The sequence below is a fragment of the Bradyrhizobium uaiense genome, assembly GCF_010811875.1.
In the GTDB taxonomy this organism is placed as follows: domain Bacteria; phylum Pseudomonadota; class Alphaproteobacteria; order Rhizobiales; family Xanthobacteraceae; genus Bradyrhizobium; species Bradyrhizobium uaiense.
In genome coordinates this window covers 16,569-41,869 of record NZ_VKHP01000022.1, presented here as the reverse complement: position 1 = coordinate 41,869, position 25,301 = coordinate 16,569, and the positions used below count along the sequence as shown (strand labels likewise).

Sequence of the window (25,301 nt, the reverse complement as noted above, 5' to 3'; positions counted from 1 at the left end):
TCCTGCGAGCGTTTCATCATGTCCAAGCGAGAACTCCATTTCGGCCTGATGTTCTGGGCGGGTGGTACACACCCGAGCGGCTGGCGCTATCCGTCCTCCCATGCAGGCGCCGCCTTCGACATCGAGTTCCTGCAGCGGGTCACCCAGCTTGTGGAAGCGGCCAAGTTCGACTTCCTCTTTCTTGGCGACCGGCTGGCGAGCGATCCAAGCCTGCAAACCACCAATCCCTCCCAGATGTCGCGCCTCGAGCCCTTCGTGTCCGGTGCGAGCCTGGCGGCAGCGACCAGCCATATCGGCATCGTCGTCACGGCCAATCCGACCTACTATGATCCCTATAATCTCGCGCGCATGTTCGCGTCGCTCGATCACCTGAGCCAAGGCCGCGCATCATGGAATCTGGTGACCGGCGCGGACGAGATTGCAGCGGGCAATTTCTCGCGCCAGTCCCATTGGGACACCGAGCGGCGCTATGATTGGGCGGATGAATTCGTCGCCGTGGTGCGGGGACTTTGGGATAGCGATGCGATTACGCCTCTGCACCACAAGGGGCGCTATTTCGACGTCGCCGGACCGCTGAACGTCAAGCGCCCGCCTCAGGGCCACCCGGTGATCTTGCACGCCGGCACGTCGGACCGTTCGCGGGAGCTCGGCGCGCGCGATGCCGATGTCATCTTCGCGAGTCAGGCGACGATCGAGAGCGCCAAGGCTTACTATGCCGATGTCAAATCCAGAGCCAGCAAATATGGCAGGAGGGATAGCGACATCGCCATTCTGCCCGGGCTCACCCCCGTGGTCGCCGAAACGACCGAGAAGGCGGTTGAAATATTCGACCACCTCAATTCCTTCATCGCGTTGGAGCCGGATGGCGATGGCGGCGAGGCCAGCCGCTACGGTTCTCTGGGCAGGATGGGAAAACGCCGCAACCTCACCGCGGTTTCCATTGCAATTGGCGTCGATGTCGCTGGTCAGGATCGGGATGCGCCCGTCGACCCCCTGGTGCTGGCAGAGGCCAATGCAGACGGCCAGCGGCTGTTTGCCGACGTCACGCGTCTCACGCGCCGGGACGTGAAAGGCCCCAACCGTCTGACCTATCGTGATCTCATCATCGGGCACATCGGCACCGGCGCCGTCGTCGTCGGCGATCCGAACGAGGTCGCCGACCACATCCAGCACTGGTTCGACGAAAAGGCGGCCGACGGTTTCAATATCTTCCCGCCTTATGTGCCTGAATCCGTCGAGGCCTTTACCAGCCTTGTCATCCCCGAATTGCAGCGGCGCGGGCTCTATCGGACCGACTATTCCGGTTCGACCTTTCGCGATCATCTGGGCTTGGCAAAGCCGGCGCCCATTCTCTCCAGCGCCTCCAGCCTTTGAGGGCTGACCGACCCCTGCGTGGGTCGGCGGTTGGGATGGCCCCGCACCGCGGCTTGTGTAGGCCAAGCCTTGCCGCGGGCGGTAATTGGCTGCGCGGCCTTGGCGGCCGATGGGCGCCGGCAATCAGACGAAGATTCCGTAAATCACACATAGCCCACGGCGCCGAAGCCGGTTCACCCGGCGTCGGCATATGCCAGTGGGCCGATCTCCGTACTTATACGGATACGAAAGTGGCGGATTGCCGGGCCGGACTCGGCTAAGCAAAGGGGGCAAGCCCCCGATATTGCCCCGGCGCCGACGTCCTTTCCGATATTGGTTTCCTTTTACATTTTCCGGTGCAGCTGCTCACGATGAGTTGGTCGGGATGAATTTGTCGGGCCGTCTGGCGGTCGGGATGATGCTTCCGGTCGTCATGCTCCTGCTCGCTCTGGGCTTCATCCATGGCGTCAGCTGGTCGGGCGTTGCGCTCGCCGGCGGCGCGGTTGCGGTGGTGTTGATGACTGCTGAGCTGATTGCGAAGTCGCTGTCCAGGACGCCCGCCCAGATGGTGCGGGTGGCGGAAGCGCCGTCGCGCGGTCAGCAGGCACCGATCGGCACAAGCGGCAACGATGAGGCCGCTCAACTCGCCGCGACGCTCGCCGAACTGTCGGCGCAATTGGGCAGCAGGCAGAACCTGCTGGAGAAGACCATCGAGAGCATCCGAGATCCGGTCGTGGTCGCCGACGAGCACGGTGTGGTCGTGATCGCCAACGCCGCGGCGCGGCGGCTGTACAGCGTCGAACCCGGTTTTCACACCCTGACCGGCGTTCGCAGGTTCCAGAACTATTATGCCGACGGCACGACGGTAATGCCGATCTCGGACACGCCGGTGGCGCGGGCGCTGCGCGGCGAGAATATCGACGATTTCGAACTGATCGTGAGACCGCTGTCGCCGCCGGATCCGGACGTCTATCTCGTCGCCAACGCCAGGCCGCTGCGCGATGACGCCGCCAATCTGCGTGGCGCGGTCGCCGTGCTGCACGATGTCACCGCGCACCGACGCGCGCATCAGGCGCTGGTCGACAGCGAGCAGATGGCGCAGGCGATCGTCAGGACCGCGCTCGACGCCTTCGTCCAGACCGACCAGGACGGCATCGTTCTCGACTGGAGCCCGCAGGCCGAGGCGCTGACCGGCTGGACACGCTCGGAGGCGGTCGGCCAGCGCGTGGTCGAGCTGGTGTTCCCGGAGGAGCTACGCGTCGCGCACCGCCAGCGCATCACCCGCTTCCTGCAGGAGACCGCGGCGGGCGGCATGGGCATGCGCTACGAAACCGCGTCGGTGCACCGCGACGGCCACCGCTTCCACGTCGAGGTGTCGCTCAATGCGCTGCGCCGCGGCGACGGCTACATCATCAATTCCTTTGTCAGGGATGTCACCCAGCGACGGGTCGCCGAGGAGCAGTTGATCCAGGCGCAGAAGACGGAATCGCTTGGGCGATTGACCGGCGGCATCGCGCACGACTTCAACAACATGCTGACCGTGATCACCGGCACGGTCGAGATCCTTGCCGACGGCGTCAAGGACAACCCGCAGCTTGCCGCGATCGCCAAGCTGATCAGCGATGCCGCCGATCGCGGCGCGCAACTCACCTCGAGCCTGCTGGCATTCGCGCGCAAGCAGCCGTTGCAGCCCGCCGAGACCGACGTCAACGACCTGATCGGCGAAGTGGTGCGGCTATTGTCGCAGACGCTGGGCTCGCAGACCGAGATCAGGACCGAGCTCAACCGTGGCGCATGGCTCGCCTTTGTCGACCGCAGCCAGCTCGGCGCAGCGTTGGTCAATCTCGCCATCAACGCACGCGATGCCATGCCGGAGGGCGGCACGCTGACCTTTGCGACCCGCAACATCCAGCTCGGGATTCCCGAGGCGGTGGCGCACGGCGTCGAGCGCGCCGGTGACCACCTCGTGATCGAGGTGACCGATACCGGGACCGGAATTTCGCCGTCGGATCTGAAGAAGATCTTCGATCCGTTCTTCTCCACCAAGGAGGTCGGGCAGGGCACCGGGCTCGGGCTCAGCATGGTGTTCGGTTTCGTCAAGCAAAGTGGCGGCGGGATCGAGGTCAGGAGCGAGCAGGGGCGGGGCACCATCTTCAGGATCTATCTGCCCAAGGCAGACGGCACCGCGCAGCGCGCGGCCGATGAGGACGACCTGCCGGTCCGAGGCGGCAACGAGACGATCCTGTGCGTCGAGGACGACCCGACGATCCGCGACTACGTCACGGGCCAGCTCGAAAGCCTCGGCTACACGGTGCTGGCAGCGGCGAATGCGGATGCCGCGCTCGAGATCGTCAGCCGCGGCACCGCGTTCGATCTTCTGTTCACCGACATCGTGATGCCCGGCAGCATGAATGGCCGGCAATTGGCTGACACGCTGATGGCGGGGCGTCCGGCGCTGCGGGTGCTGTTCACCTCAGGCTACAGCGATGGCGTGCTGCCGGCACAACAGGGGCGTGGCGGCCATGGCATTCCGCTGCTGACCAAACCCTATCGGCGCAGCGAGCTGGCGCGGATACTTCGGCGCAGCCTTGATCTTCAGGTCGACTTCCAGGGTGATCCGGTTCCGCAACCTTACTCCGTGCAGCCCGATCTCGAACGCTTCCTGCGCGAGAACCCGCCGGAGAAGACGTAGGCATGGTCAGCCGCGTCGGCCGGGCCGTAGGATGGGTGGAGCGCAGCGAAACCCAACAACTCTCCTGCGGCACTGTTTGATGGGTATCGCTTCGCTCAACTCATCCTACGCGCTATCATCGTCCCGCAACAATGGCGCGGCCGGTCAACGGCCCGATTCGGGGAGCGTGGAATGCGGGACCGCAAATGGTCGAGGCGCGACTGGCTCAAGGTGACGGCGGCGACCGCCGCCGGCATGGTGTTCGCCGAACCCTCAAGGGCGGCGGCGCCGCCGGCTGAGGCCGTGACGCCGGAGCTGATCGCCGCGGCGAAGAAGGAAGGCAAGATCTCGTTCTACAGTGCGCTGGAACTGAACACGGCCGAGCGTCTGGCACGCGATTTCGAGCAGAAATATCCAGGGATCAGCGTGCGCGTCGAACGCTCCGGCGCCGAGCGGATCTTCCAGCGCATCGCACAGGAGCAGGGCAGCGGCATCCATGCCGTCGACGTCGCCAATTCGACCGATCCCGCCCATTATCTGGACTGGAAGAAGAACGACTGGCTCACAGCCTATATGCCCGAAGAGGTCGCCAAGCACTTTCCGGCCGACCAGATCGATCCCGACGGCACATCCGCGACATCCTGCGCCTGGTTCGAGGTGATCGGCTACAACACCGAGCAGGTGAAGCGCGAGGAGGCGCCGAAGAGCTACGCCGATCTGCTCGATCCGAAATGGCGCGGCAAGATCGTCAAGGCCCACCCGGGCTACTCCGGCGCGATCATGACCGCGACCTTCGTGCTGGCGCGCGATCTCGGCTGGCCGTATCTGGAGAAGCTTTCGCAGCAGCGCGTGATGCAGGTGCAGTCGGCGGCCGATCCGCCGAAGAAGATCCTGCTCGGCGAGCGTGCCGTCATGGCCGACGGCAACGATTACAACCTCGTGCTGGCCAAGGATCAGGGTAAGCCGGTCGAGGTGGTCTACCCGGCCGAAGGCGCGCCGCTGATCATCGTACCGAGCGGCATCTTCAAGAGCGCGCCGAACCCGAATGCGGCACGGCTGTTCCAGAGCTACTTCTTCAGCGCCGCGACCCAACAGATGCTGGCCGACGAGTTCGCGCACCGCTCGTTCCACGCCAAGGTGAAGGAGAAAGCCGGGCACGTGCCGCTTGATAGATTGAAGATGCTGAAGGCCGATCCGGCCCAGGTGCAGGCGCAGAGCGAGGAGATCAAGGCAAGGTACGCGAAGCTGTTTCGGGTGTGACGGTAGGGCAATCGCATATGCGCTCGCTCCCCCACAAACTCGTCATGCCCGGCCTTGTGCCCGCTTTCGCTAAGCTTCGGCGAGGCTGACAGCAAAGCCCGGCGTAGCCGGCTGCCGGCCATCCACGTCTTCGTTTCCATGCAAAGAAAGACGTGGATGGCCGGGGATAGGCGAACGGAAGCGACGCCGTCCCCCGGACGGCTATGCCCGGCCATGACGGTGTAGAAACCAGCGCCGAACTGTTCGCCGTAGCTACGCGGGACCAAAATATCGAAAACAACCCCATGCAAAGGCGCCGGGGCCGCCGCCATCCGACCGGCAGCTTGACACGTCGGGCAAATCAAGGATACATTTCCAATATTCCGAAATCGTGCAAGTGCCCCAGGCCCGCAAGCCTATTGCATATGGGGGCGATGGTCGGCTAACCGCCCACTTCTGCGCTGAGCATGGGCCCGAACAACTCCCATCTCTCGCCCTTCAATCGTCTGAGCTGCATCTGCTTGATCGGCGCGAAGTCGATCGGGCTGGTGTTCATCGTGATGCCAGGCAGCAGGTTGTTGGTGCGGAAGGCCTTCAGATTGGCGGCCTGTTTCATCACGTTCGCCCGCGTGAGATCGTCGCCGCACTGCTTCAGCACCTGAACCAGCGTCTGGGCGGCGTTGTAACCCGTCACCACCAGGCCATCGGCCCGGTTGCCTTCGGGGAAGTATTTGGCAAGATATTCGTCGAACGCCTTCATGCCGGGGTCGTCCTTCCATTGCGGATCGAGCGGATCCATCAGGTAGGCCACCGAAATGATGCCTTGCGCGTTCTCGAAACCGGCCGGCTGGATCACGGCGCCGATCGAGGAGCCGACCGAATTGAGGATGTGTAGCGGCTTCCAGCCGATCTCGGCCGCCTTCTTGATGGCCTGCGCCGCGAATTTCGGCGTGGCAATGTCGACGAACACATCGGCATTCAGCGATTTCATCTTGACGATGTGTGTGTCGATCGTGGGCTCGGCGACCTCATACGCATCCTCGGTCACGATCATCGACGCCGCCTTGTCGCCAAGACCGTCCTTCAGGCCTTTGAGATAGTCCTTTCCATAATCGTCGTTCTGGTAGAGCACGGCGATCCTGCCGTTCGGCTTTTCCTTCAGGATATGCTTGGCGTAGATCCGTCCCTCGCTCTGGTAGCTGGGCTGCCAGCCCATGGTCCACGGAAAGTTCTGCGGATCATTCCATTTGGTCGCACCGGTTTGAATGAACAGCTGCGGCACCTTCCTGGTGTTCATATATTTCTGAATGGCGCCGTTCGATGCTGTGCCGAGAGCGGCGAAGATCAGCAAGACTTCGTCGCCTTCGACCAGCTTGCGCGCCTGCTCGACCGTTTTCGGCGGGCTGTAGCCGTCATCATAGGAGATGAAGGTGATCTTGCGCCCGTTGATGCCGCCCTCGGCGTTGATCTTGCGGAAATAGGCAGCCTGAGCCCGGCCGCTGGTGCCATAGGCGGATGCCGGCCCGCTGTAGGGCATGATGTTGCCGATCTTGATTTCAGTATCGGTTGCGCCAGTGTCGTATTTCTTCTGGGCAAATGTGCTGCCGGAACAGACAGCGAGAATAATGATGGCGGTCGAAAGCGCCGCCATTCGTCGAGCGACGAAAGACATCTCGTTTCTCCCAAAATGCAAAATGAAGGTGTCTGTTTTTGTCGAGGCCGCTTTCGGGCCCTTGCTGCAAGTGAACACCCGGTGCCGGGCGTTGTCGATTCCGAACGTCGCAGCTCGCATGCCCGCGTCGCATTGCTTCGCGCGGTTTGTCAGTGTTGCTGACCGTAGTCTTCCGGGATTCCTACTCCTACGCAGCACGCATCGTTCGCTGCGCGCGGTAAGCCTGTGGCGACAACAAGGTGAGCTTGCGAAAGGCTTTCCGGAAGCTGCTCTCGTCCTCGTAACCGGTGGCGCGGGCGATGGACTTGATGGGTTGTGCCGTGGTCTCCAGCAGCGTACGGGCGTGCTCGACGCGGCGACGTGTGATGAAGGCCTGCGGCGGTTCGTGGGTCAGTTCGCGGAAGCGGCGGTTCAGCGTGCGCTCGCTCAGGCCCAGCGCCTGCGCCAGGCTGCGCACCGTGATCGGCGCCTTGCCGGTGCGGCGCACGAGCATGTCCGCCTTGATCAGCAGCGGGTCCTGTCCGAGCATGTAGCCGAGCGGCATGAAGATCGCTTGCGTCCGCTGTGCGGTGTCGATCACCGCATAGTCGGCGCAGACTTTTGCGACTTCCGGGCCCTCGACGAGTTCGATCAGCCGCAGCAGCAGATCGACCCATGACATCGGGCCGGCGGCGCAGACCAGGCGATCGGCCTGCGTGATGACGGCATCGCTGGCGAGATCGATCATGGGATGGCGGCGTCGCAGCTCGCTTTGCAGCCACCAGGTGATAGTGGCGCGGCGGCCGTCGAGCAGCCCGGCATTGGCGAGCAGCAGCACGCCGCTGCAGAAGGCGCCGATCAACCGGCCGCTGGCGTGCTGCTGGCGTAGCCAGGCGCCGACACGGTCGTATTGCGGTTGCAGGCGTTCGGCGGTCAGATGGTCGACCAGGCTGCCGGGCACGATGATCGCGTCGCATGCCGTCCGCTTGCCGAGAGCGCCGTCGACGGCGAGCAGCTTTCCGCCGCCCGCGCGAACCGCCTTGCCGTCGAGCGAGAGCGTTTGCCAGCTGAAGCGCGCCTTGCTGCCGCGCAGCTGCATCACATGGTTGGCGAGTGTGAGGATGTCGGCGATGCCGGCGACCGCCGATTGCATACAGCCTTCCAGCGCGACGATCGCAAGTTTCATGGGACCTCCGGATTTGCCGTCATCCTACCCGATCTGGGCCATCGGGCGGTGGCAGATATTGCCCGATCTCTGTCCGATCGGCCACTGCCTGATCGGGCCATGCCGGTCCATCTTCGTTGCGTTGTCACAACCTCAGCTAATGGAGAGAGACCATGCCTTACGTCACCATTTCGACCGTCCGCGGCATCTTCGATGTTGCGCAGAAGCGCGCCATGCTCGAGCGCGTCACCGATCTCATGGTCGAGATCGAGGGCCAGGGTAACCCCGATTTCCGCCGCAACGTCTGGGTCAAGATCGAGGAAGGTGAGCCGGCGAGCTGGTCGCTCGGCGGCATGATCCCGACGCCGGACATGATCGCTGGCAATTTCGGGGCGCTCGATTCAGGCGGGCGGCGGATCGCAAAGGCGAAGGTGTAATCGGCGGGACAGGGACAGAAGGCGCTTCCGGTGGAAGCGCCTTCTAGACGCATCACGATCTGTTCGCGACGGTAGCTAAGGACGGCGAATTTCGAAGTAAGTTTTGCTCCCACGCTGAAAGCCCGCTTCCTCGTAGAATCGGAGGGTGGTTTCCCGTTTCGAACCCGTTGCCAGCAGGACTTTGTAGCAGTCGGCCTGCCAGGCAATATCGAGCGCATGAGAAAGAACCCGTCGGCCGAGCCCCTGCCGACGGTAGTCGGCGTGAGTGACTACGTTCTCAATTACCCCATATGATCTGCCGCCTCGAGACAGATTAGGCACGATCGCGAGCGTGCACGAAGAGACAAGCAATTCTACTGCTTGCGCCACGACCACGGTCATGAAGCTGGATGCAAGCAACTCCGACCAGACACGTTCGGCAGTGGCGGTCTCCAGCTGAGGATCGTGTGGATGAAGGTGTCGGTAAAGCTTTAGCACCTCGGGCAGTTCGTGTTCTGCCGCGGAGCGGACAGTGATTCCGGTCATGTGCTGATACCAATGGTGATGGCTTCGCAGTGGTAGGATGGGTAGAGCGAAGCGAAACCCATCGCTCTTACCGAGGCAAGGCGCGATGGGTTTCGCTGCGCTCTCCCCATCCTACGCATTTCGTGTGCTCACCCAAAAACAAAAGGCGCCTCCATCGGAAGCGCCTTTCGCATTCGTGAGGTGCCGTAAAGCTTACAGCGAGTAGTACATTTCGAACTCGACCGGGTGCGGGGTCATTTCGAAACGGGCGACCTCGGTCATCTTCAGCTCGATGTAGGCGTCGATGAAGTCGTCGTCGAACACGCCGCCGTTCTTGAGGTAGGCGCGGTCCTTGTCGAGGCTCTCGAGTGCTTCACGGAGCGAGCCGCACACGGTCGGGATCTGCTTCAACTCTTCCTTCGGCAGATCGTAGAGGTCCTTGTCCATCGCCGGACCCGGATCGATCTTGTTCTTGATGCCGTCGAGGCCGGCCATCAGCATCGCGGCGAAGCCGAGATAGGGATTGGCCATCGGGTCGGGGAAACGCACCTCGACGCGCTTGGCCTTCGGGTTCGCCGTGTAGGGGATGCGGCATGACGCCGAGCGGTTGCGCGCGGAGTAGGCGAGCAGCACCGGCGCCTCATAGCCCGGGACCAGACGCTTGTAGGAATTGGTCGACGGGTTGGTGAAGGCATTGATCGACTTGGCGTGCTTGATGATGCCGCCGATGTAGTGCAGGCAGGTCTCCGACAGGTCGGCGTACTTGTTACCGGCGAACACCGGCTTGCCTTCCTTCCAGATCGACTGGTGGACGTGCATGCCCGAGCCGTTGTCGCCATAGACCGGCTTCGGCATGAAGGTGGCGGTCTTGCCGTAGATGTGCGCGACCTGGTGGATGCAGTACTTGTAGACCTGCATCTGGTCGGCCATCAGCGTCAGGGTGTCGAACTTCATGCCGAGCTCGTGCTGGGCGGAAGCGACTTCATGGTGGTGCTTCTCGACCTTGACGCCCATCTTGGCCATCGCGCCGAGCATCTCAGACCGCATGTCCTGCACCGAATCCTGCGGCGGCACCGGGAAGTAGCCGGCCTTGGTGCGGATTCGGTGGCCGAGATTGCCGCCCTCATATTCGGTGGCGGAGTTGATCGGCAGCTCGGAGGAGTCGAGGCGGAAGCCGGTGTTGTACGGATCGGCCGAATAGCGCACGTCGTCGAACACGAAGAACTCGGCCTCGGGACCGACGAACACGGTGTCGCCCACGCCCTGCGACTTCACCATCGCTTCGGCCTTCTTGGCGATGCCACGGGGGTCGCGGTTGTAGGGCTCGCCGGTGGTCGGCTCGAGCACGTCGCAAACGATGACCATGGTGGTCTCGGCGAAGAACGGATCGATCGTCGCGGTGAGCGGGTCGGGCATCAGGCACATGTCGGATTCATTGATCGCCTTCCAGCCGGCGATCGAGGAGCCGTCGAACATCTGGCCTTCGGCAAAAGTGTCCTCTTCGATCATCCCGACGTCGAAGGTCACGTGCTGCCATTTGCCGCGCGGATCGGTGAAGCGCAGGTCGACGTATTTGACGTCGTTGTCCTTGATCGATTTCAGGACGTCTTTGGCGGTCTTCATGAATACCCCTTATGGATGTGCGGGTCGGTTTCCAGCGGTGAGCGACGTTATTCCCGCTTTTGGCGAGTTCGTGTGACTGCACAAACGAAATCAGGCTGCCGAAGCAGCCTTTTTTCTCTTTTGCCGTCAGAAATTCCGGATAGCACCGCCCTTAAATAGCGTCCAGCCCGGATTCGCCGGTCCGGATGCGGATCGCTTCCTCGATGTTGGAGACGAAGATCTTGCCGTCGCCGATCCGCCCGGTCTGGGCCGCGCGACGGATTGCGTCGATTGCCTTCTCGACCAGGTCGTCGCCGATCACGATCTCGATCTTCACCTTGGGCAGGAAGTCGACGATGTATTCCGCGCCGCGATACAGTTCGGCGTGGCCCTTCTGACGGCCAAATCCCTTGGCCTCGGTGACGGTGATACCTTGCAGTCCGACTTCCTGGAGCGCTTCTTTCACCTCGTCGAGCTTGAAGGGCTTGATGATGGCTTCAATCTTCTTCACTGAGCGCCTCCCGGGCATTGCAGATTGCAGGGTCGAGTTCGATGCGCGTGGGGCGCAGTCAGGTTGGTCTTAAGCCTTCCGGCGGTTGGCCGGAAACACGCGCAATGGTCGTATGAACCGGCCCTTGTACGCGGCTTCCTCAAAAGCAGGGTCTATGCCAAGTTGTTAAGGTCCCCGATTTCGGAATGTTATCAGCCTTTTAACAGGCTTCGGCGGATATCGAACCACATGGGCTATGATATCCAAGCTCAACAAATAGGCAAATAGATCAATCTCTATGCAGTCGGCCAGTAGAAACCCCGCGAACGTCACAGGAATTGCCTCTCGAGAAGGCGAAGCGATTGAGGATTCGGCATGGACGTTCTGACCACCACCGAGATGGAGCGCGCCGACCGGCTGACCATCGCAGCCGGAACGCCGGGCTTCGCGCTGATGATGAGCGCCGGCCAGGCCGTCGCCGAAGCTGCGATGGACCTGGTCGAGGAGGGGCCGATCGTCGTGGTCGCCGGCCGGGGCAATAATGGCGGCGACGGTTTTGTCGCCGCCGCCGAGCTCGCCGCGCGCGGGCGGGAGGTCTCGGTAATCCTGCTCTGCGAGCGCGACAGCCTACAGGGCGACGCGGCGCTGGCGGCGAAGGGCTGGAAGTATCCGGTGCTGCCGTTCAACCCGCAGGCGCTCGGCAAGCCGGCGCTGATCATCGACGCCCTGTTCGGCGCCGGGCTCAACCGCCCGGTCAAGGGTGACCCACCGGAGATGATCGCGGCGATCAATGCCAACGGTACGCCGGTGCTGGCGGTCGATCTGCCGAGCGGCATCAACGGCACCACGGGCGCTGTCATGGGTGCGGCGGTGCAGGCAACCGAAACCGTCACCTTCTTCCGCAAGAAGCCCGCGCATCTGTTGCTGCCGGGCCGGATGTATTGCGGCCGGGTGCGCGTCGCCGACATCGGCATCGAGGCGCAGGTGCTCGATGAGATCAAGCCGCTGACCGCGGAGAATGCGCCGGAAGCCTGGCGATGGTCGTTTCCGGTGCCGCGGATCGACGGCCACAAATACGCAAGGGGGCATGCCGTCGTGGTCTCGGGCGATCTCGCCTCGACCGGGGCGGCGCGGCTCGCCGCGCGTGCGGCGTTGCGCGCGGGCGCCGGCCTCGTGACACTGGCCTCGCCGCGCGATGCGCTTGCCGTCAACGCGGCGGCGCTGACCGCGGTGATGGTGCGCGCGGTCGACAACCCGATCCAGTTCGCCGAACTGCTCGACGACAAACGTCTCAACGCCTGCGTGATCGGACCGGGCGCGGGCGTCAGCGCGCGCACCCGCGACTTCGTTCACACTGCGCTGTCGGCACGGCGGCATCTGGTGCTTGACGCCGACGCGCTGACGAGTTTTGCCGGGACGCCGGACCGCCTGTTCGAGGCGATCAAGGCATCCGACGGCCTTGGGGTGGTGCTCACCCCGCATGAGGGCGAGTTTCCGCGGTTGTTCAGCGATATCTCCAACAAGCACCCCGGCCGATCGAAGCTCGAACGCGTCCGTGCGGCAGCCGAGCGCTCCGGCGCGGTGGTGCTGCTGAAGGGAGCAGATACGGTGATCGCCTCTCCGGACGGTCGCGCCATCATCGCCGCCAATGCGCCGCCCTGGCTTGCCACCGCCGGCGCCGGCGACGTGCTGGCCGGCATCGTCGCGGGCTTCCTGGCGCAGGGCGTCGCGGCCTTCGAGGCGGCCGGCATCGGTGTGTGGTTGCATGGCGAGGCGGCCGGCGAAGCGGGGCCCGGCCTGATCGCCGAGGATCTCACCGAGGTGTTGCCGGCCGTGTTCCGCCGTCTCTATGACGAGTTCGGGATTGAGTATTAGGCTACTCGAACTCGCCGACATGGACGCCGCTGCGCGCGTGCATCGTGCGGCGTTCGATCATGCGCTGCCCTGGCTCGCCGGCCTGCATACACCTGACGAAGACCGCTGGTTCTATCGTGAGCGGATGTTTGCGACCTGCACGCTATGGGGTGCGTTCGACGGCCAGGCGCTGAACGGCGTGATCGCGCTGCACGACGACTGGGTCGAGCAACTCTATGTGCTCCCTCTCGCGCAGCGCCGCGGCACCGGCGCCGCGCTGCTCGACATCGCGAAGCAAAGTACGGATCGGCTGCAACTCTGGACCTTCCAGCGCAACGCGCGGGCGCGCCGTTTCTACGAGGCCCGTGGCTTCGTGCCGGTCGAGGAGACCGACGGCAGCCGCAACGAGGAGAAGGAACCGGATATGCGCTATCTCTGGACGCGCGCGGACCAACCGGCATCCGCACCGCGCGCGGGCGCGTTCGACGACACCTGAATTCGATTCATTCCGCGGCTGAAATCAGCGGAGATTGGTTCACGCGCGTCTCCCCTTTGAGGTTGTCGACGGTGACGTGCGTGTCATACCAGGTCAATCGCGGTCGGGCTCCGAACCGTTCAGTCAGTTCGGTCATCTTGGCCTCGGTGAACCATGCCTCGGCCGCCTCTCGGCTCTCCCACAGGTAGACGCCGCCCGTACCGGCCTCTCCGTTGAGGTAGTCTTTACGGATCAGCCCCCGTGTCGCGAGGTTTCGATAGATGGGCGCGGTACCCACGCCGCCCTTGATGGCCTGTTCCTCGGTTCGTTTCGGAAGGTCGAATTGAACGATAACAACGCACTGTGCCATCCTGGTTCTCCGATCTGAGTGACATGGTGTCAGGTTCGTTCGGCGGCAGGCCGACCAGCTCCACGATACAGGATTGATCCAGCACTTGTCCCGCTTAGCGGGGCTTCGCTTGAGGGGGAAGCGTATGTCGCCTCTCACAAGACTTTCGGTGGACGCGTGGGGAGATGCGGGCTAAAGCCCAATGACATTCCTTGGCATCCCGTGAATCTCGCTCGTGAGTGGCAGGCAGAACAATTTCCTCGCTCAGGCGCTGCAACAAGGCGCATTGGCGTTGCGGGCGCAGCAATTTGCTCAGGCAGAGCAGATTGCGACGAACATCCTGAAATCAAGTCGCACGGACAGACATGCCGCGCTCCTGCTGGCGCATGCCCTGATGGGGCAGAAGCGGGGAGACGAGGCGATCGCACCGCTTGAGAGGATTGCGCGCCGCGGCGAGGACGGCGAGGTTGAAACCTTGCTCGGCGCGTTGCTGTGCGGCGCGGGACGCGTGTCGGACGGGATTGCGCAGCTTCGGCGCACGGTTGCCCGACGGCCGCCATACCTGCCTTCGTTTCAGGAGCTCGCCGGACAGCTCGCCAAGGCTGGTGAGTACGACGAGGCGATCGGCACGATCGAGGGCGGCCTTCGGCTTGCGCCTGACAGCGTCGATCTGAAGCTCGACCTCGGACGCCTGTTGCATGAGACCAATGACATCGCACGGGCTGCGAGCGTCCTGACGGCTGCGCGTGATGCTGCGCCGGGACGCCCCGACGTTCTCAACCAGCTCGGGCGAGTCCTAATTCTTCATGGCGACTACGCCGGAGCTGCGGAGGCTTTCCGCCGCGTGCTCGCGATGTATCCGGACGATCGCTCGACCCGCGCCTACCTCGCGACATCGCTTTTCGAGCGGGGTGAGCGCGATGCCGCCGAGGCGGCGCTCCGCGCCGTCACGCAGGGGCAGCCCCAGCTCCTGGGACGCGCGGCATTCGTGATGGCCGCGGGCTCGCATGGCCGTTTCTTCTTCGCCCGGAGCGACGTTGCGAAATTCCTCGGTGCGGAGTGAGGTCGGGGGGCGCCGGACGAAATCTCGCCGCGGCTCACGCCCTGAAGTTTCTCCGATAGAGATTGGGCTGCCGCCTGAGTTCACCGCGGAATTGGCCGACGCGCTTGGCTTCTTCGGCGGTGAACGGCGATGCCTGCGCGCTCCAGCTGTCTCGCTTGACCGGAATGCACTGTGCGATCGGCGTCCCCTTGGGGAGGACACCCTTGAAATTCTTGTCGTGCCAGTACGCGGGGAAATGCACCCAATTGTCGGTATAGAGATCGGAATTGACGAGGCCGCTGAGTGTCGTGAATGGCAGGTCGAAGCGGTTGACGGGATGCGTGAAGTAAACTGCGTAGCCTTCAGGGGCTTCGACGGTCCACAGATTGTGGAATTTGAGGAAGAAGCGGCCCTCTTCAAACAGCGGGGTGCCGGTGACCTGACCCGGATCATGGAAGCCGATCGGCGAACGGGGAAATTCGGGCGTGCCTCCCGGCGGCAGGTCCTGATCCCAGGTGATTTCGCCGTCCTCGACCTTGAGGTCGCAGACCAGCGGCAGCAAGAACCCGCAGGTCATCGCATCGACGAATGGCGGGCAGCGCTTGATGGTGTCTTCCTCGTGCAGGTCGATCGAAGAGAAGGCCGTCGCCGGCATCGCCTTGAGCCAGTCGGGAACGCCCTGCGCAGCCGGGATGGGTTGCGGTATCAGTCCCTCAAGCTCCGTCGGGCAACGGAATTTGAGCGTCAGCTTGTTGTTGGTGGACATTGAGCGCGCTCCGATGTCGGGGTGGCCTACATGAATGCGCGGCAAGGGTGAAGTGCACGCAGCGCGCCACCTATCCCAAGGGGTCGCTAGCTCACGAGATACTTCGCCACCGCCGGCTCGTTCCATTCGATCCCTAGGCCGGGACCGCGGGCGGTCACGGCGCCATCGATGATCTCGGCGGGTTTTGCCAGAATCGCGCCGGCGAAGTCGAGGAATTCGAGCCAGTGCGCGGTCGGCGTCACCGCGAGCAGATGTGCGCTGACCTCCGCGAACAGATGGCTCGACGCCGGGATCGACGCCGCGTCGGCCTGAGCCGCGACCTGCATCCAGCCGGTGACGCCGCCGACCTTCATTACATCGGGCATGATGAAGTCGGATGCGCCGGCCGCGATCGCCTCGGCGAAGCCGCGCGGAAACCACCAATTCTCGCCGGCCTGGATCGGGGTCGGCGAAGTCTCGCGGACCTTGGCATGGCCGGACAGGCTCTCCTGCGGCACCGGCTCCTCGATCCAGTGCAGATCGTAGGGCGCAAGGCGGGAGATGCGGCGGGTGGCTTCGGCCGGATCGAGCGACTGGTTGAAGTCGATCATCAGCGCGATGTCGGGGCCGAGCAGGGCGCGCACGCCCTTCACGACGCGCTCGTCATTGGCGGCATCGCCGTCGCCACCCTTGATCTTGATGCCGCGAAAGCCCTGATCGAGCGAACGGCGCAGCGCGCGCTCATCGGCCGCAGGATCGACCACGCCGTAGCTGTCATAGGCCTTGATCGGTTTTGCGGAGCCGCCAAGCAACTCGACCAACGGCCGACCAGCGAGCTGGCCCAAGACATCCCAACAGGCCATGTCGAGACCGGACACGGCCATGCCGACCAGGCCCTGCCAGCCAAGCAGACGAAACCTGGCATCCATCGCCTTCATCAGGTCGAACGGTGCGACCGGCTTGCCGACGAGTTCGCGGCCGATCTCCTCGATCAGATAGACCAGAGGTTTAAGCGTGAGCTTGCTGTAGGCGAAGATGTAGGTGCGGCCGGTAACGCCTTGATCGGTCTCGACATCGATCAGCACCAGCGGTCCGGAATCGATCACGCCGAAGGCGTTCTTCACGGGACGTTTGAGCGGCACCACCACGCTTCGCGCACGGACTCCGCGGATTGCGGCAACTGTCTGACTCATGGGCGTTTCCTCTTGTTGTTATTGGACACTGTACCATCGGACGAGCCTCGGCGCGGCCCAATCGGTCGCGACCTGCTCGATCAGATAGCGGCCCGGATATTCGGCGAGGAAGGCGATGTGCTGGGTCTGGCCCGGCTCGACCGCGAGCGTGTCGAGCCAGAACGGCTTCCAGCCGTCGTCGAGCCGGTCGAGCAGTCGGAAGTGATGGCCGTGCAGATGAAAGACGCTGGCGATCGTGCCGCGATTGGTCAGTGTCAGCACGACAGGCCGGCCGGTTTTGGCCTGAAAAGCCGGAGCGGCCGACGGCTTGAACTCTGCCGGGCGGAACCAGTCGGTAGGCGTGCCGAGCGCCAGATCGAACCTTGCGGCGCTCTTGAGGTCGAGTGCGGCCGGCATGTCATTGCCCGGAAGTGGTGGAGCGGGCGGAAACGGCGCCGCTCGGACCGGCGGTTCGCTCGAGACGACCAACTTGCCGACCGATCGAGCCTGCTTGCCGTCGTGCAGGAGGATCGCAAAGCTCGTCCCGGCCGGCCCGACCGCATCGACGAAGACATCCGTGCGGCCTCCGGGAGCCAGCACCAGCGCACTGTTCCGGGCCGGGAACGGTTCGGCCGGCTGGCCATCAATGGCCATCACCCGGACATCGAGGCTCTCAAGCTTGACGGCCAGCACGCTGCGTGGGCTGCCATTGATAAAGCGGAGTCTCAGGCGGGTGTTGGCCGGCGCCGAGATGTCGTATGAGGTTTTCCCGTTAATCGTATGAATTTGCGTTGAATCTTTCGGATCACTGCCTGCGGGGATCGCGGTTCCGTCCGACCGGAGGCGCCACTCCTCGATCAGCAAGACCTCGTCGCGATCGACCGCGACCGGCGAGGTGCCAGTCACGATCAGCGGGCGCGGCCGCGTCGGCGCCGTGCCGCCGTCACCGAGCAGCGGCTCGCACAGAAAGGTGCCGGCATGGCGAAGCGGGAGCTGAAAGCTATCCTTTGCCCCCGCGGCAAGGGGCCCCCGCGACGCCAATGGCTCTGCGGCCGCGACGCCATCGAGCCCGCGGCAATCGAGCGCGGCCGCGACCGGCAGCTCGTTGCCGAACGTCACGTCCAGCACCTCGCCGCGCTTAAAGCGGAGGTCGCCGCTGCCGAGCGACCAGACCGGCGTCTCCGGTCCGGAAGGACCCGAGGCGCCTGGACCAAGCAAGATGCGGTCAGCTTTGGCCTGGAGCACGAACGCGGTCCGCCCCTGCGCCGAGCCGGTGGCCGGCCACGCCGGGCAGAGTGTCGCGGCGCCGAGGCCGGCTATCAGGTCGCGCCGGGTGAGGGAAAATTCGGGACTTGCTAGGGGACTTGCCATCCGGCCGATGCGGACCATTTTCGAGTGTACCTGTCCAGTCGCGATCGGTCGCAGGGCGGGCGCTCCAGCGGCCATTTTTTTGCTGCGAACCGGTGGGCCCATGTTATAAGCCCGCCGCCCGCGGCACCGCGGCCGGATTGGATGCTTTTCACGCGGGCGTGGCGGAACTGGTAGACGCGCTGGATTTAGGTTCCAGTGACGAAAGTTGTGGGGGTTCGAGTCCCTCCGCCCGCACCAAGCGCTTACAGCGTTTGCATGACGATTTCTTGGAGAACCTTTGGCCCCGAAAGGGATGAGGGTTCGCCGAACCCACAGACGTCAGGCCGCAAGGCTCACCGTCGAACAGATTGAACACTGCCACGGCCGCTCGGGCCGCGGCAAAAGCGGAAGAAGATTGATACCATGCAGGTCACCGAGACCCTCAACGAGGGACTGAAGCACGAGTTCAAGATCAGCGTTCCGGCATCGGATCTCGATGCCAAGGCAGATGCCAAGCTGGTCGACCTCAAGGACAAGGTCCGTCTCAACGGCTTCCGTCCCGGCAAGGTGCCGGTGGCGCATCTGAAGAAGATCTACGGCCGTTCGGTGATGGCCGAGACCATCGACCAGACCATCAGCGACACCAACCGGCAGATTTTCGAAGATCGCGGCTTCCGTCTCGCCGGCGAGCCGAAGATCACCATGCCGACCGAGAAGGACCAGGTCGAGGAATTGCTGTCGGGCAAGACCGACCTGACCTACACGGTCGCGATCGAAGTCGTGCCGCCGATCCAGCTCGCTGATTTCAAGTCGTTCTCGGTCGAGAAGCCAGTGGTCGATGTCGCCGACGCCGACGTCGACGAGGCCATCAAGCGCATCGCCGAGGGCAGCCGTCCGTACAATGCCAAGGCCGAAGGTGCCAAGGCGGAGAAGGGCGACCGCGTCACCATCAGCTTCAAGGGCACCATCAACGGTGAAGCCTTCGAGGGCGGCACCGGCGAGGGCATCCAGGTCGTGATCGGCGCCGGCCAGTTCATCCCGGGCTTCGAGGAGCAGCTGACCGGCATCGGCTCGGGCGAGACCCGCACGCTGAAGGTCGCGTTCCCGAAGAACTACCTCAATGAAAAGCTCGCCGGTCAGCCGGCCGAGTTCGAGACCACCGCGACGCTGATCGAGGCGCCCGGCGAGGTCACCGTCGACGACGAGTTCGCCAAGACGCTTGGCCTCGAGTCGCTCGACAAGCTGAAGGAGCTGATGCGCGAGCGACTGACGGCCGAGTTCGCCGGCGCGACCCGCCAGAAGGTCAAGCGCGCGCTGCTCGACCGCCTCGACGAGAGCCACAAATTCGAGGCACCGCCGTCGCTGGTTGCCGAAGAGTTCAACCTGATGTGGAACTCGATCAAGGCCGAGATGGAGTCGTCGGGCAAGACCTTCGCCGACGAGAACACCACCGAGGATGCGGCCAAGGAAGAGTACCAGAAGATTGCCGACCGCCGCGTCCGACTCGGGCTGGTGCTGTCGGAGATCGGCGAGAAGAACAAGATCACCGTGACCGACGACGAGGTGTCGCGCGCGGTGATCGAGCGTGCACGCCAGGCGCCCGGCCGCGAGAAGGAAGTGTGGGACTACTACCGCAGCAACGCCCAGGCGCTGGCCCAGCTTCGCGCCCCGATCTACGAGGACAAGGTCGTCGACTTCGTCCTGGAGCTCGCCAACGTGACCGAGAAGAAGGTCAGCAAGGATGAGCTGTTCAAGGATGAAGACGCCGAGAAGACTGCCGCCTAATTCCGGCACCTCGCGTTAATGATGAACCGCGAAAGCGCGCCGGTGACGGGTCCCCGTCGCTAGGCGCGCCGACGCGAATCAGCTTGAACTTCCGCGGCCTGCCCGGATGGCTAGTGCGGCTGGTGCCGGTCTTGTCGGCCGGAAATTGGCCCATATCTGGGTTAAGCCTTGAGCCGAGTAGCCTTGAGCCGAGTACCCTTAAGCAGTTCTGCATCACCCCCTAACCCCTGGGTTCTTTCATGCGCGATCCCGTTGAAACCTACATGAACCTCGTGCCGATGGTCGTCGAGCAGACCAATCGCGGCGAACGCGCCTACGACATTTTCTCGCGCCTTCTGAAAGAGCGCATCATCTTCGTCACCGGCCCGGTGGAAGACGGCATGTCGACGCTGATCGTCGCGCAGCTGCTGTTCCTCGAGGCCGAGAATCCGAAGAAGGAAATCTCGATGTACATCAACTCGCCGGGTGGCGTGGTGACGTCGGGTCTCGCGATCTACGACACGATGCAGTTCATTCGTCCGCCGGTATCGACGCTGTGCACGGGGCAGGCGGCGTCGATGGGCTCGCTGCTGCTTGCAGCCGGCGAGAAGGACATGCGCTTCACGCTGCCGAATTCCCGCATCATGGTGCACCAGCCCTCGGGCGGCTTCCAGGGCCAGGCCACGGACATCATGCTGCACGCGCAGGAGATCCTGAATCTCAAGAAGCGCCTCAACGAGATCTACGTGAAGCATACCGGCCAGACCTACAAGGCGATTGAGGACGCGCTGGAGCGCGACAAGTTCCTCACCGCCGAGGACGCCAAGGCCTTCGGTCTCGTCGACAAGGTCATCGACAAGCGCCCCGAAGACCCGTCAGCGGCGAAAGCCGCCTGATCTGGACAGAGATCTGGAGGCGTCGGTGTGATCTCCACATTGACGCCTCACATACCCGGCAAGCAGGACGGCGGAGTACCCCGTAAGTGCATACGCACGGGCAGAAAGTTCCGCTTTCGTGCTCATCGGCTGGCGTGGTAATCCCGCAACGTTCCGTGGATTTCGACGTGTATTCCACGTGCGATCGTGGAAAATCACGGTATTGTCACGGTCTTGAGCCGGCCATCCGATTAGCGAATTCTTGATAGTCGGGTGCCAGCATGGTTGGCTGTAATGCATCGGCTATGATCGCGGAGATTCGAATAAACCGTGATTGGAACGGTCAGTATTGCGTAGGGTCTTTTTTGGTACGGAATTTGCTCTATCTACCCAAGACCCCGGTTTTGTGCCGGATTGGGTCGATCTGGCAAACAAGATCGAACGGCGGACGGAGATAATGAATGAGTAAGGTCGGCACGAGCGACGCCAAGAACACGCTATACTGCTCGTTCTGCGGCAAGAGCCAGCATGAAGTTCGCAAGCTGATTGCCGGACCGACTGTCTTCATTTGCGACGAATGTGTCGAACTCTGCATGGACATCATTCGCGAGGAGAACAAATCCTCGCTGGTGAAGTCGCGCGACGGCATCCCGACGCCGAAGGAGATCTGCAAGGTCCTGGACGACTACGTGATCGGCCAGAGCCATGCCAAGAAGGTGCTGTCGGTCGCCGTCCACAATCACTACAAGCGGCTTAACCATCAGACCAAGCACAACGACGTCGAGCTGGCGAAGTCGAACATCCTGCTGATCGGTCCGACCGGTTCGGGCAAGACGCTGCTCGCGCAGACGCTGGCCCGCATCCTCGACGTTCCCTTCACCATGGCTGACGCGACGACGCTGACCGAAGCCGGCTATGTCGGCGAGGACGTCGAGAACATCATCCTGAAGCTGCTGCAGGCCGCCGACTACAACGTCGAGCGCGCGCAGCGCGGCATCGTCTACATCGACGAAATCGACAAGATCAGCCGCAAGTCGGACAATCCCTCGATCACCCGCGACGTGTCGGGCGAGGGTGTCCAGCAGGCGCTGCTGAAGATCATGGAAGGCACGGTGGCGTCGGTCCCGCCGCAGGGCGGCCGCAAGCATCCGCAGCAGGAGTTCCTGCAGGTGGATACCACCAACATCCTGTTCATCTGCGGCGGTGCGTTCTCGGGCCTCGAGAAGATCATCTCCGCGCGCGGCCGTTCGACCTCGATCGGCTTCGCGGCGCAGGTGCTGGCGCCGGAGGACCGCCGTACCGGCGAGATCTTCCGTCACGTCGAGCCGGAGGATCTGCTGAAGTACGGCCTGATCCCGGAGTTCGTCGGCCGTCTGCCCGTCGTTGCGACGCTGGAAGACCTCGACGAGGCCTCGCTGAAGAAGATCCTGACCGATCCGAAGAATGCGCTGGTGAAACAGTACCAGCGGCTGTTCGAGATGGAGAACATCGAGCTGACCTTCGCCGACGAGGCGCTTGGCGCGGTCGCCCGCAAGGCGATCGAGCGCAAGACCGGCGCGCGCGGCCTGCGGTCGATCCTGGAGAGCATCCTGCTCGAGACCATGTTCGACCTCCCGGGCCTGGAAGGCGTCGAGGAAGTCGTGATCTCGCGCGAAGTGGTCGAGGGCACGGCCCGTCCGCTCTACATCTACGCGGATCGTTCCGACCGCGCCGTCGAGAGCAGCGCGAGCGCTTAAACAGCGCTCGTATCGACCCGCCAAAAATGCACGGCTGCCGGGCGATCCGGCGGCCGCTGTGGCGCAGCAGCAGCGCCCCTTGCGGCGTCGCAGTAAATGCCTGTTTAGCCTATATTTCCCGGCACTTCTCAGACTTGACACCCCCCTGCCTGATAGCCACCTAATGCTATCGGCGAGGGATCTCATGCGTTGAGATTCGTCGCTTCACGATGCGGAATAAGCGGCTGCTGACGGCAATCTCGTTCCGGATCACCAAGGCACCTTGTGGCGGTTGCGCGAGCAGGCGGACTGCGTGCAAGGGGGCAAAACAAAAGGAATAGGCCATGACGACCTCAAAACCCCGGCCAACGATCGTCCACGGCGAAAGCCACTCCTATCCGGTGCTGCCGCTCCGCGACATCGTCGTCTTCCCGCACATGATCGTGCCGCTGTTCGTCGGCCGCGAGAAATCGATCCGCGCCCTCGAAGAGGTGATGAAGAACGACGCGCTGATCATGCTCGCGACGCAGAAGAATGCGTCCGATGACGATCCGGCACCCGATTCAATCTACGAGACCGGTACGCTCGCCAGCGTTCTGCAGCTCCTGAAGCTACCCGACGGCACCGTGAAGGTGCTGGTCGAGGGCCTCGAGCGCGCGCGCGTCGAGAAGTATTCCGATCGCAGCGAATATTACGAAGCGACCGCGGTCGCGCTCGCCGACACTGACGCCACCTCGGTCGAGGCCGAGGCGCTGGCGCGTTCGGTGGTGTCCGACTTCGAAAGCTATGTGAAGCTGAACAAGAAGATCTCCGCCGAAGTCGTCGGCGTGGTTCAGGCGATCACCGATTTCGCCAAGCTCGGCGACACCGTTGCCTCGCATCTCGCGGTCAAGATTGCCGATCGGCAAGCGATCCTGGAGACGTTGTCCGTCACGCAGCGCCTGGAGAAGGTGCTGGGCCTGATGGAGAGCGAGATCTCGGTGTTGCAGGTCGAGAAGCGCATCCGCTCGCGCGTCAAGCGCCAGATGGAGAAGACCCAGCGCGAGTATTACCTGAACGAGCAGATGAAGGCGATCCAGAAGGAACTCGGCGACGACGAAGGTCGCGACGAGTTGGCCGATCTGGAGGAGAAGATCTCCAAGACCAAGCTGTCCAAGGAAGCACGCGAGAAAGCGCAGCACGAGCTGAAGAAGCTGCGCCAGATGTCGCCGATGTCCGCGGAAGCGACCGTCGTGCGCAACTATCTGGATTGGCTGCTGTCGATCCCGTGGGGCAAGAAGTCCAAGGTCAAGAAGGACCTCGAGGCCGCGCAGGCGGTCCTGGACTCCGATCACTACGGGCTCGAGAAGGTCAAGGACCGTATCGTCGAGTATCTCGCCGTGCAGTCGCGGGCCAACAAGCTGACCGGACCGATCCTGTGCCTGGTCGGGCCTCCCGGCGTCGGCAAGACCTCGCTCGGCAAGTCGATCGCGAAGGCGACCGGGCGTGAGTTCGTGCGCGTGTCGCTCGGCGGCGTGCGTGACGAGGCCGAGATCCGCGGTCACCGCCGCACTTATATCGGCTCGATGCCCGGCAAGATCATCCAGTCGATGCGGAAGGCGAAGACCTCGAATCCGCTGTTCCTGCTGGACGAGATCGACAAGATGGGCGCTGATTTCCGCGGCGATCCGTCGTCGGCGCTGCTCGAGGTTTTGGACCCCGAGCAGAACTCGACCTTCAACGACCACTACCTGGAGGTCGACTACGACCTGTCCAACGTGATGTTCATCACGACCGCGAATACGCTGAATATTCCGGGGCCGTTGATGGACCGCATGGAGATCATCCGGATCGCCGGTTACACGGAGAACGAGAAGGTCGAGATCGCGCGCAAGCATCTGATCCCGAGCGCGCTCTCCAAGCACGGTCTTGACTCCAAGGAATGGTCGATCGACGACGCGGCCTTGCTCTTGATGATCCGCCGCTACACCCGCGAAGCGGGTGTGCGTAACCTGGAGCGTGAGCTCTCCACACTCGCCCGCAAGGCGGTGAAGGAGCTGATGATCTCCAAGAAGAAGTCGGTGAAGGTCACCGAGGCGAATATCGAAGAGTTCCTCGGCGTTCCGAAGTATCGCTTCGGCGAGATCGACGACGAGGATCAGGTCGGTATCGTCACCGGTCTGGCCTGGACCGATGTCGGCGGCGAACTGTTGACCATTGAAGGCGTCATGATGCCCGGCAAGGGCAAGATGACCGTCACCGGCAACCTGCGCGACGTGATGAAGGAATCGATCTCGGCGGCGGCGTCTTACGTCCGCTCGCGCGCGATCGTCTACGGCATCGAACCGCCGATGTTCGACAGGCGCGACATCCACGTTCACGTGCCGGAGGGCGCAACGCCGAAGGACGGTCCGTCCGCCGGTGTGGCGATGGCCACCGCGATCATCTCGGTCATGACCGGCATCCCGGTCCGCCACGATGTCGCGATGACCGGCGAGATCACGCTGCGTGGTCGCGTGCTGCCGATCGGCGGCCTGAAGGAGAAGCTCCTGGCTGCCGCGCGCGGTGGCATCAAGACGGTGCTGATCCCGGAGGACAACGCCAAGGATCTCACGGAGATTTCCGATGCGATCAAGGGCGGCATGGAGATCATTCCGGTCTCGCGGCTGGATGAGGTCGTCGCCAAGGCGCTGGTCCGCGTGCCCGCGCCGATCGTCTGGGAAGAGGAGACCAGCAAGGTCGACGTCAAGCCCGACGCTTCGGATGAAGCGTCCGGCGGCCTGACGGCGCACTGAAGCAAGCTCCGGTCGAAATAGAAAACGGCGCCTTCGGGCGCCGTTTTTGTTTTGGTGGTTCGTCGAGCACTGCG

At 63.4% G+C, this 25,301-nt stretch carries 20 protein-coding genes and 1 tRNA gene; 12 read left to right on the top strand and 9 right to left on the bottom strand.

Going from position 1 to position 25,301, the window contains the following annotated elements:
• Positions 1–18 precede the first annotated feature (18 nt).
• The 3 genes from FNJ47_RS08480 to FNJ47_RS08470 all read left to right on the top strand — a co-directional run bounded on the left by FNJ47_RS08480 (position 19) and on the right by FNJ47_RS08470 (position 5,284).
• Complete coding sequence (locus tag FNJ47_RS08480; RefSeq protein WP_165445598.1) at positions 19–1,374, top strand: LLM class flavin-dependent oxidoreductase; 1,356 nt, start codon at positions 19–21, stop codon at positions 1,372–1,374.
• A 364-nt stretch (positions 1,375–1,738) separates the two neighbouring features.
• Positions 1,739–4,045 (top strand): hybrid sensor histidine kinase/response regulator, encoded by a 2,307-nt coding sequence (locus tag FNJ47_RS08475; RefSeq protein ID WP_163152523.1) that lies wholly within the window; start codon positions 1,739–1,741, stop codon positions 4,043–4,045.
• A gap of 171 nt (positions 4,046–4,216) precedes the next feature.
• The gene (locus FNJ47_RS08470) at positions 4,217–5,284 is read left to right on the top strand and encodes an ABC transporter substrate-binding protein (protein ID WP_163152521.1); all 1,068 of its coding nucleotides are present in this window, start codon (positions 4,217–4,219) and stop codon (positions 5,282–5,284) included.
• Between the two features lie 421 nt (positions 5,285–5,705).
• Here FNJ47_RS08470 and FNJ47_RS08465 read toward each other — a convergent pair whose 3' ends face one another.
• Positions 5,706–6,935 (bottom strand): ABC transporter substrate-binding protein, encoded by a 1,230-nt coding sequence (locus FNJ47_RS08465; protein WP_163152519.1) that lies wholly within the window; start codon positions 6,933–6,935, stop codon positions 5,706–5,708.
• Positions 6,936–7,122: 187 nt separating this feature from the next.
• Positions 7,123–8,100: a GlxA family transcriptional regulator gene (locus FNJ47_RS08460; protein ID WP_163152516.1), complete on the bottom strand. Its 978-nt coding sequence runs from the start codon at positions 8,098–8,100 to the stop codon at positions 7,123–7,125.
• Between the two features lie 152 nt (positions 8,101–8,252).
• Here FNJ47_RS08460 and FNJ47_RS08455 point away from each other — a divergent pair, with 152 nt between their 5' ends.
• Complete coding sequence (locus tag FNJ47_RS08455) at positions 8,253–8,516, top strand: tautomerase family protein (protein WP_163152514.1); 264 nt, start codon at positions 8,253–8,255, stop codon at positions 8,514–8,516.
• 75 nt (positions 8,517–8,591) lie between these two features.
• Here FNJ47_RS08455 and FNJ47_RS08450 read toward each other — a convergent pair whose 3' ends face one another.
• The 3 genes from FNJ47_RS08450 to FNJ47_RS08440 form a co-directional block, all read right to left on the bottom strand.
• A complete protein-coding gene (locus tag FNJ47_RS08450; protein WP_163152512.1) occupies positions 8,592–9,041 on the bottom strand; it encodes a GNAT family N-acetyltransferase in 450 nt (149 codons plus the stop codon).
• 192 nt (positions 9,042–9,233) lie between these two features.
• Entirely contained in the window at positions 9,234–10,643 is a 1,410-nt protein-coding gene (gene glnA, locus FNJ47_RS08445; RefSeq protein WP_163152510.1) for a type I glutamate--ammonia ligase, read from the bottom strand.
• 151 nt (positions 10,644–10,794) lie between these two features.
• Positions 10,795–11,133: a P-II family nitrogen regulator gene (locus tag FNJ47_RS08440; protein ID WP_011441447.1), complete on the bottom strand. Its 339-nt coding sequence runs from the start codon at positions 11,131–11,133 to the stop codon at positions 10,795–10,797.
• 354 nt (positions 11,134–11,487) lie between these two features.
• On the opposite strand from FNJ47_RS08440, the gene FNJ47_RS08435 reads away from it, so the two are divergent.
• Positions 11,488–12,987, top strand: coding sequence for an NAD(P)H-hydrate dehydratase (locus FNJ47_RS08435; RefSeq protein ID WP_163152508.1), 1,500 nt, complete (start codon positions 11,488–11,490; stop codon positions 12,985–12,987).
• Entirely contained in the window at positions 12,962–13,462 is a 501-nt protein-coding gene (locus FNJ47_RS08430; protein WP_163152506.1) for a GNAT family N-acetyltransferase, read from the top strand. The genes FNJ47_RS08435 and FNJ47_RS08430 overlap by 26 nt, the downstream gene beginning before the upstream one ends.
• Before the next feature lie 7 nt (positions 13,463–13,469).
• Here the strand turns inward: FNJ47_RS08430 and FNJ47_RS08425 are convergent, their stop codons facing one another.
• Entirely contained in the window at positions 13,470–13,811 is a 342-nt protein-coding gene (locus FNJ47_RS08425; protein ID WP_163152504.1) for a monooxygenase, read from the bottom strand.
• Between the two features lie 214 nt (positions 13,812–14,025).
• Here FNJ47_RS08425 and FNJ47_RS08420 point away from each other — a divergent pair, with 214 nt between their 5' ends.
• Complete coding sequence (locus FNJ47_RS08420; RefSeq protein ID WP_347341633.1) at positions 14,026–14,853, top strand: tetratricopeptide repeat protein; 828 nt, start codon at positions 14,026–14,028, stop codon at positions 14,851–14,853.
• A gap of 34 nt (positions 14,854–14,887) precedes the next feature.
• Here FNJ47_RS08420 and FNJ47_RS08415 read toward each other — a convergent pair whose 3' ends face one another.
• The 3 genes from FNJ47_RS08415 to FNJ47_RS08405 all read right to left on the bottom strand — a co-directional run bounded on the left by FNJ47_RS08415 (position 14,888) and on the right by FNJ47_RS08405 (position 18,120).
• Complete coding sequence (locus FNJ47_RS08415) at positions 14,888–15,598, bottom strand: hypothetical protein (protein WP_163152502.1); 711 nt, start codon at positions 15,596–15,598, stop codon at positions 14,888–14,890.
• 86 nt (positions 15,599–15,684) lie between these two features.
• Positions 15,685–16,770, bottom strand: coding sequence for an enolase C-terminal domain-like protein (locus tag FNJ47_RS08410; protein WP_163152500.1), 1,086 nt, complete (start codon positions 16,768–16,770; stop codon positions 15,685–15,687).
• 18 nt (positions 16,771–16,788) lie between these two features.
• A complete protein-coding gene (locus tag FNJ47_RS08405) occupies positions 16,789–18,120 on the bottom strand; it encodes a multicopper oxidase family protein (RefSeq protein ID WP_235999672.1) in 1,332 nt (443 codons plus the stop codon).
• A 152-nt stretch (positions 18,121–18,272) separates the two neighbouring features.
• Here FNJ47_RS08405 and FNJ47_RS08400 point away from each other — a divergent pair.
• The 5 genes from FNJ47_RS08400 (at position 18,273) to lon (ending at position 25,227) form a co-directional block, all read left to right on the top strand.
• Positions 18,273–18,357, top strand: a tRNA-Leu gene (locus FNJ47_RS08400).
• 165 nt (positions 18,358–18,522) lie between these two features.
• Positions 18,523–19,884 (top strand): trigger factor, encoded by a 1,362-nt coding sequence (gene tig, locus FNJ47_RS08395; protein ID WP_163152496.1) that lies wholly within the window; start codon positions 18,523–18,525, stop codon positions 19,882–19,884.
• 239 nt (positions 19,885–20,123) lie between these two features.
• A complete protein-coding gene (locus FNJ47_RS08390; RefSeq protein WP_021079148.1) occupies positions 20,124–20,759 on the top strand; it encodes an ATP-dependent Clp protease proteolytic subunit in 636 nt (211 codons plus the stop codon).
• 440 nt (positions 20,760–21,199) lie between these two features.
• Positions 21,200–22,474: an ATP-dependent Clp protease ATP-binding subunit ClpX gene (gene clpX / locus FNJ47_RS08385; protein WP_024583449.1), complete on the top strand. Its 1,275-nt coding sequence runs from the start codon at positions 21,200–21,202 to the stop codon at positions 22,472–22,474.
• 323 nt (positions 22,475–22,797) lie between these two features.
• Positions 22,798–25,227, top strand: a complete 2,430-nt coding sequence (gene lon / locus FNJ47_RS08380; RefSeq protein WP_163152493.1) for an endopeptidase La — start codon at positions 22,798–22,800, stop codon at positions 25,225–25,227.
• Positions 25,228–25,301: the final 74 nt, after the last annotated feature.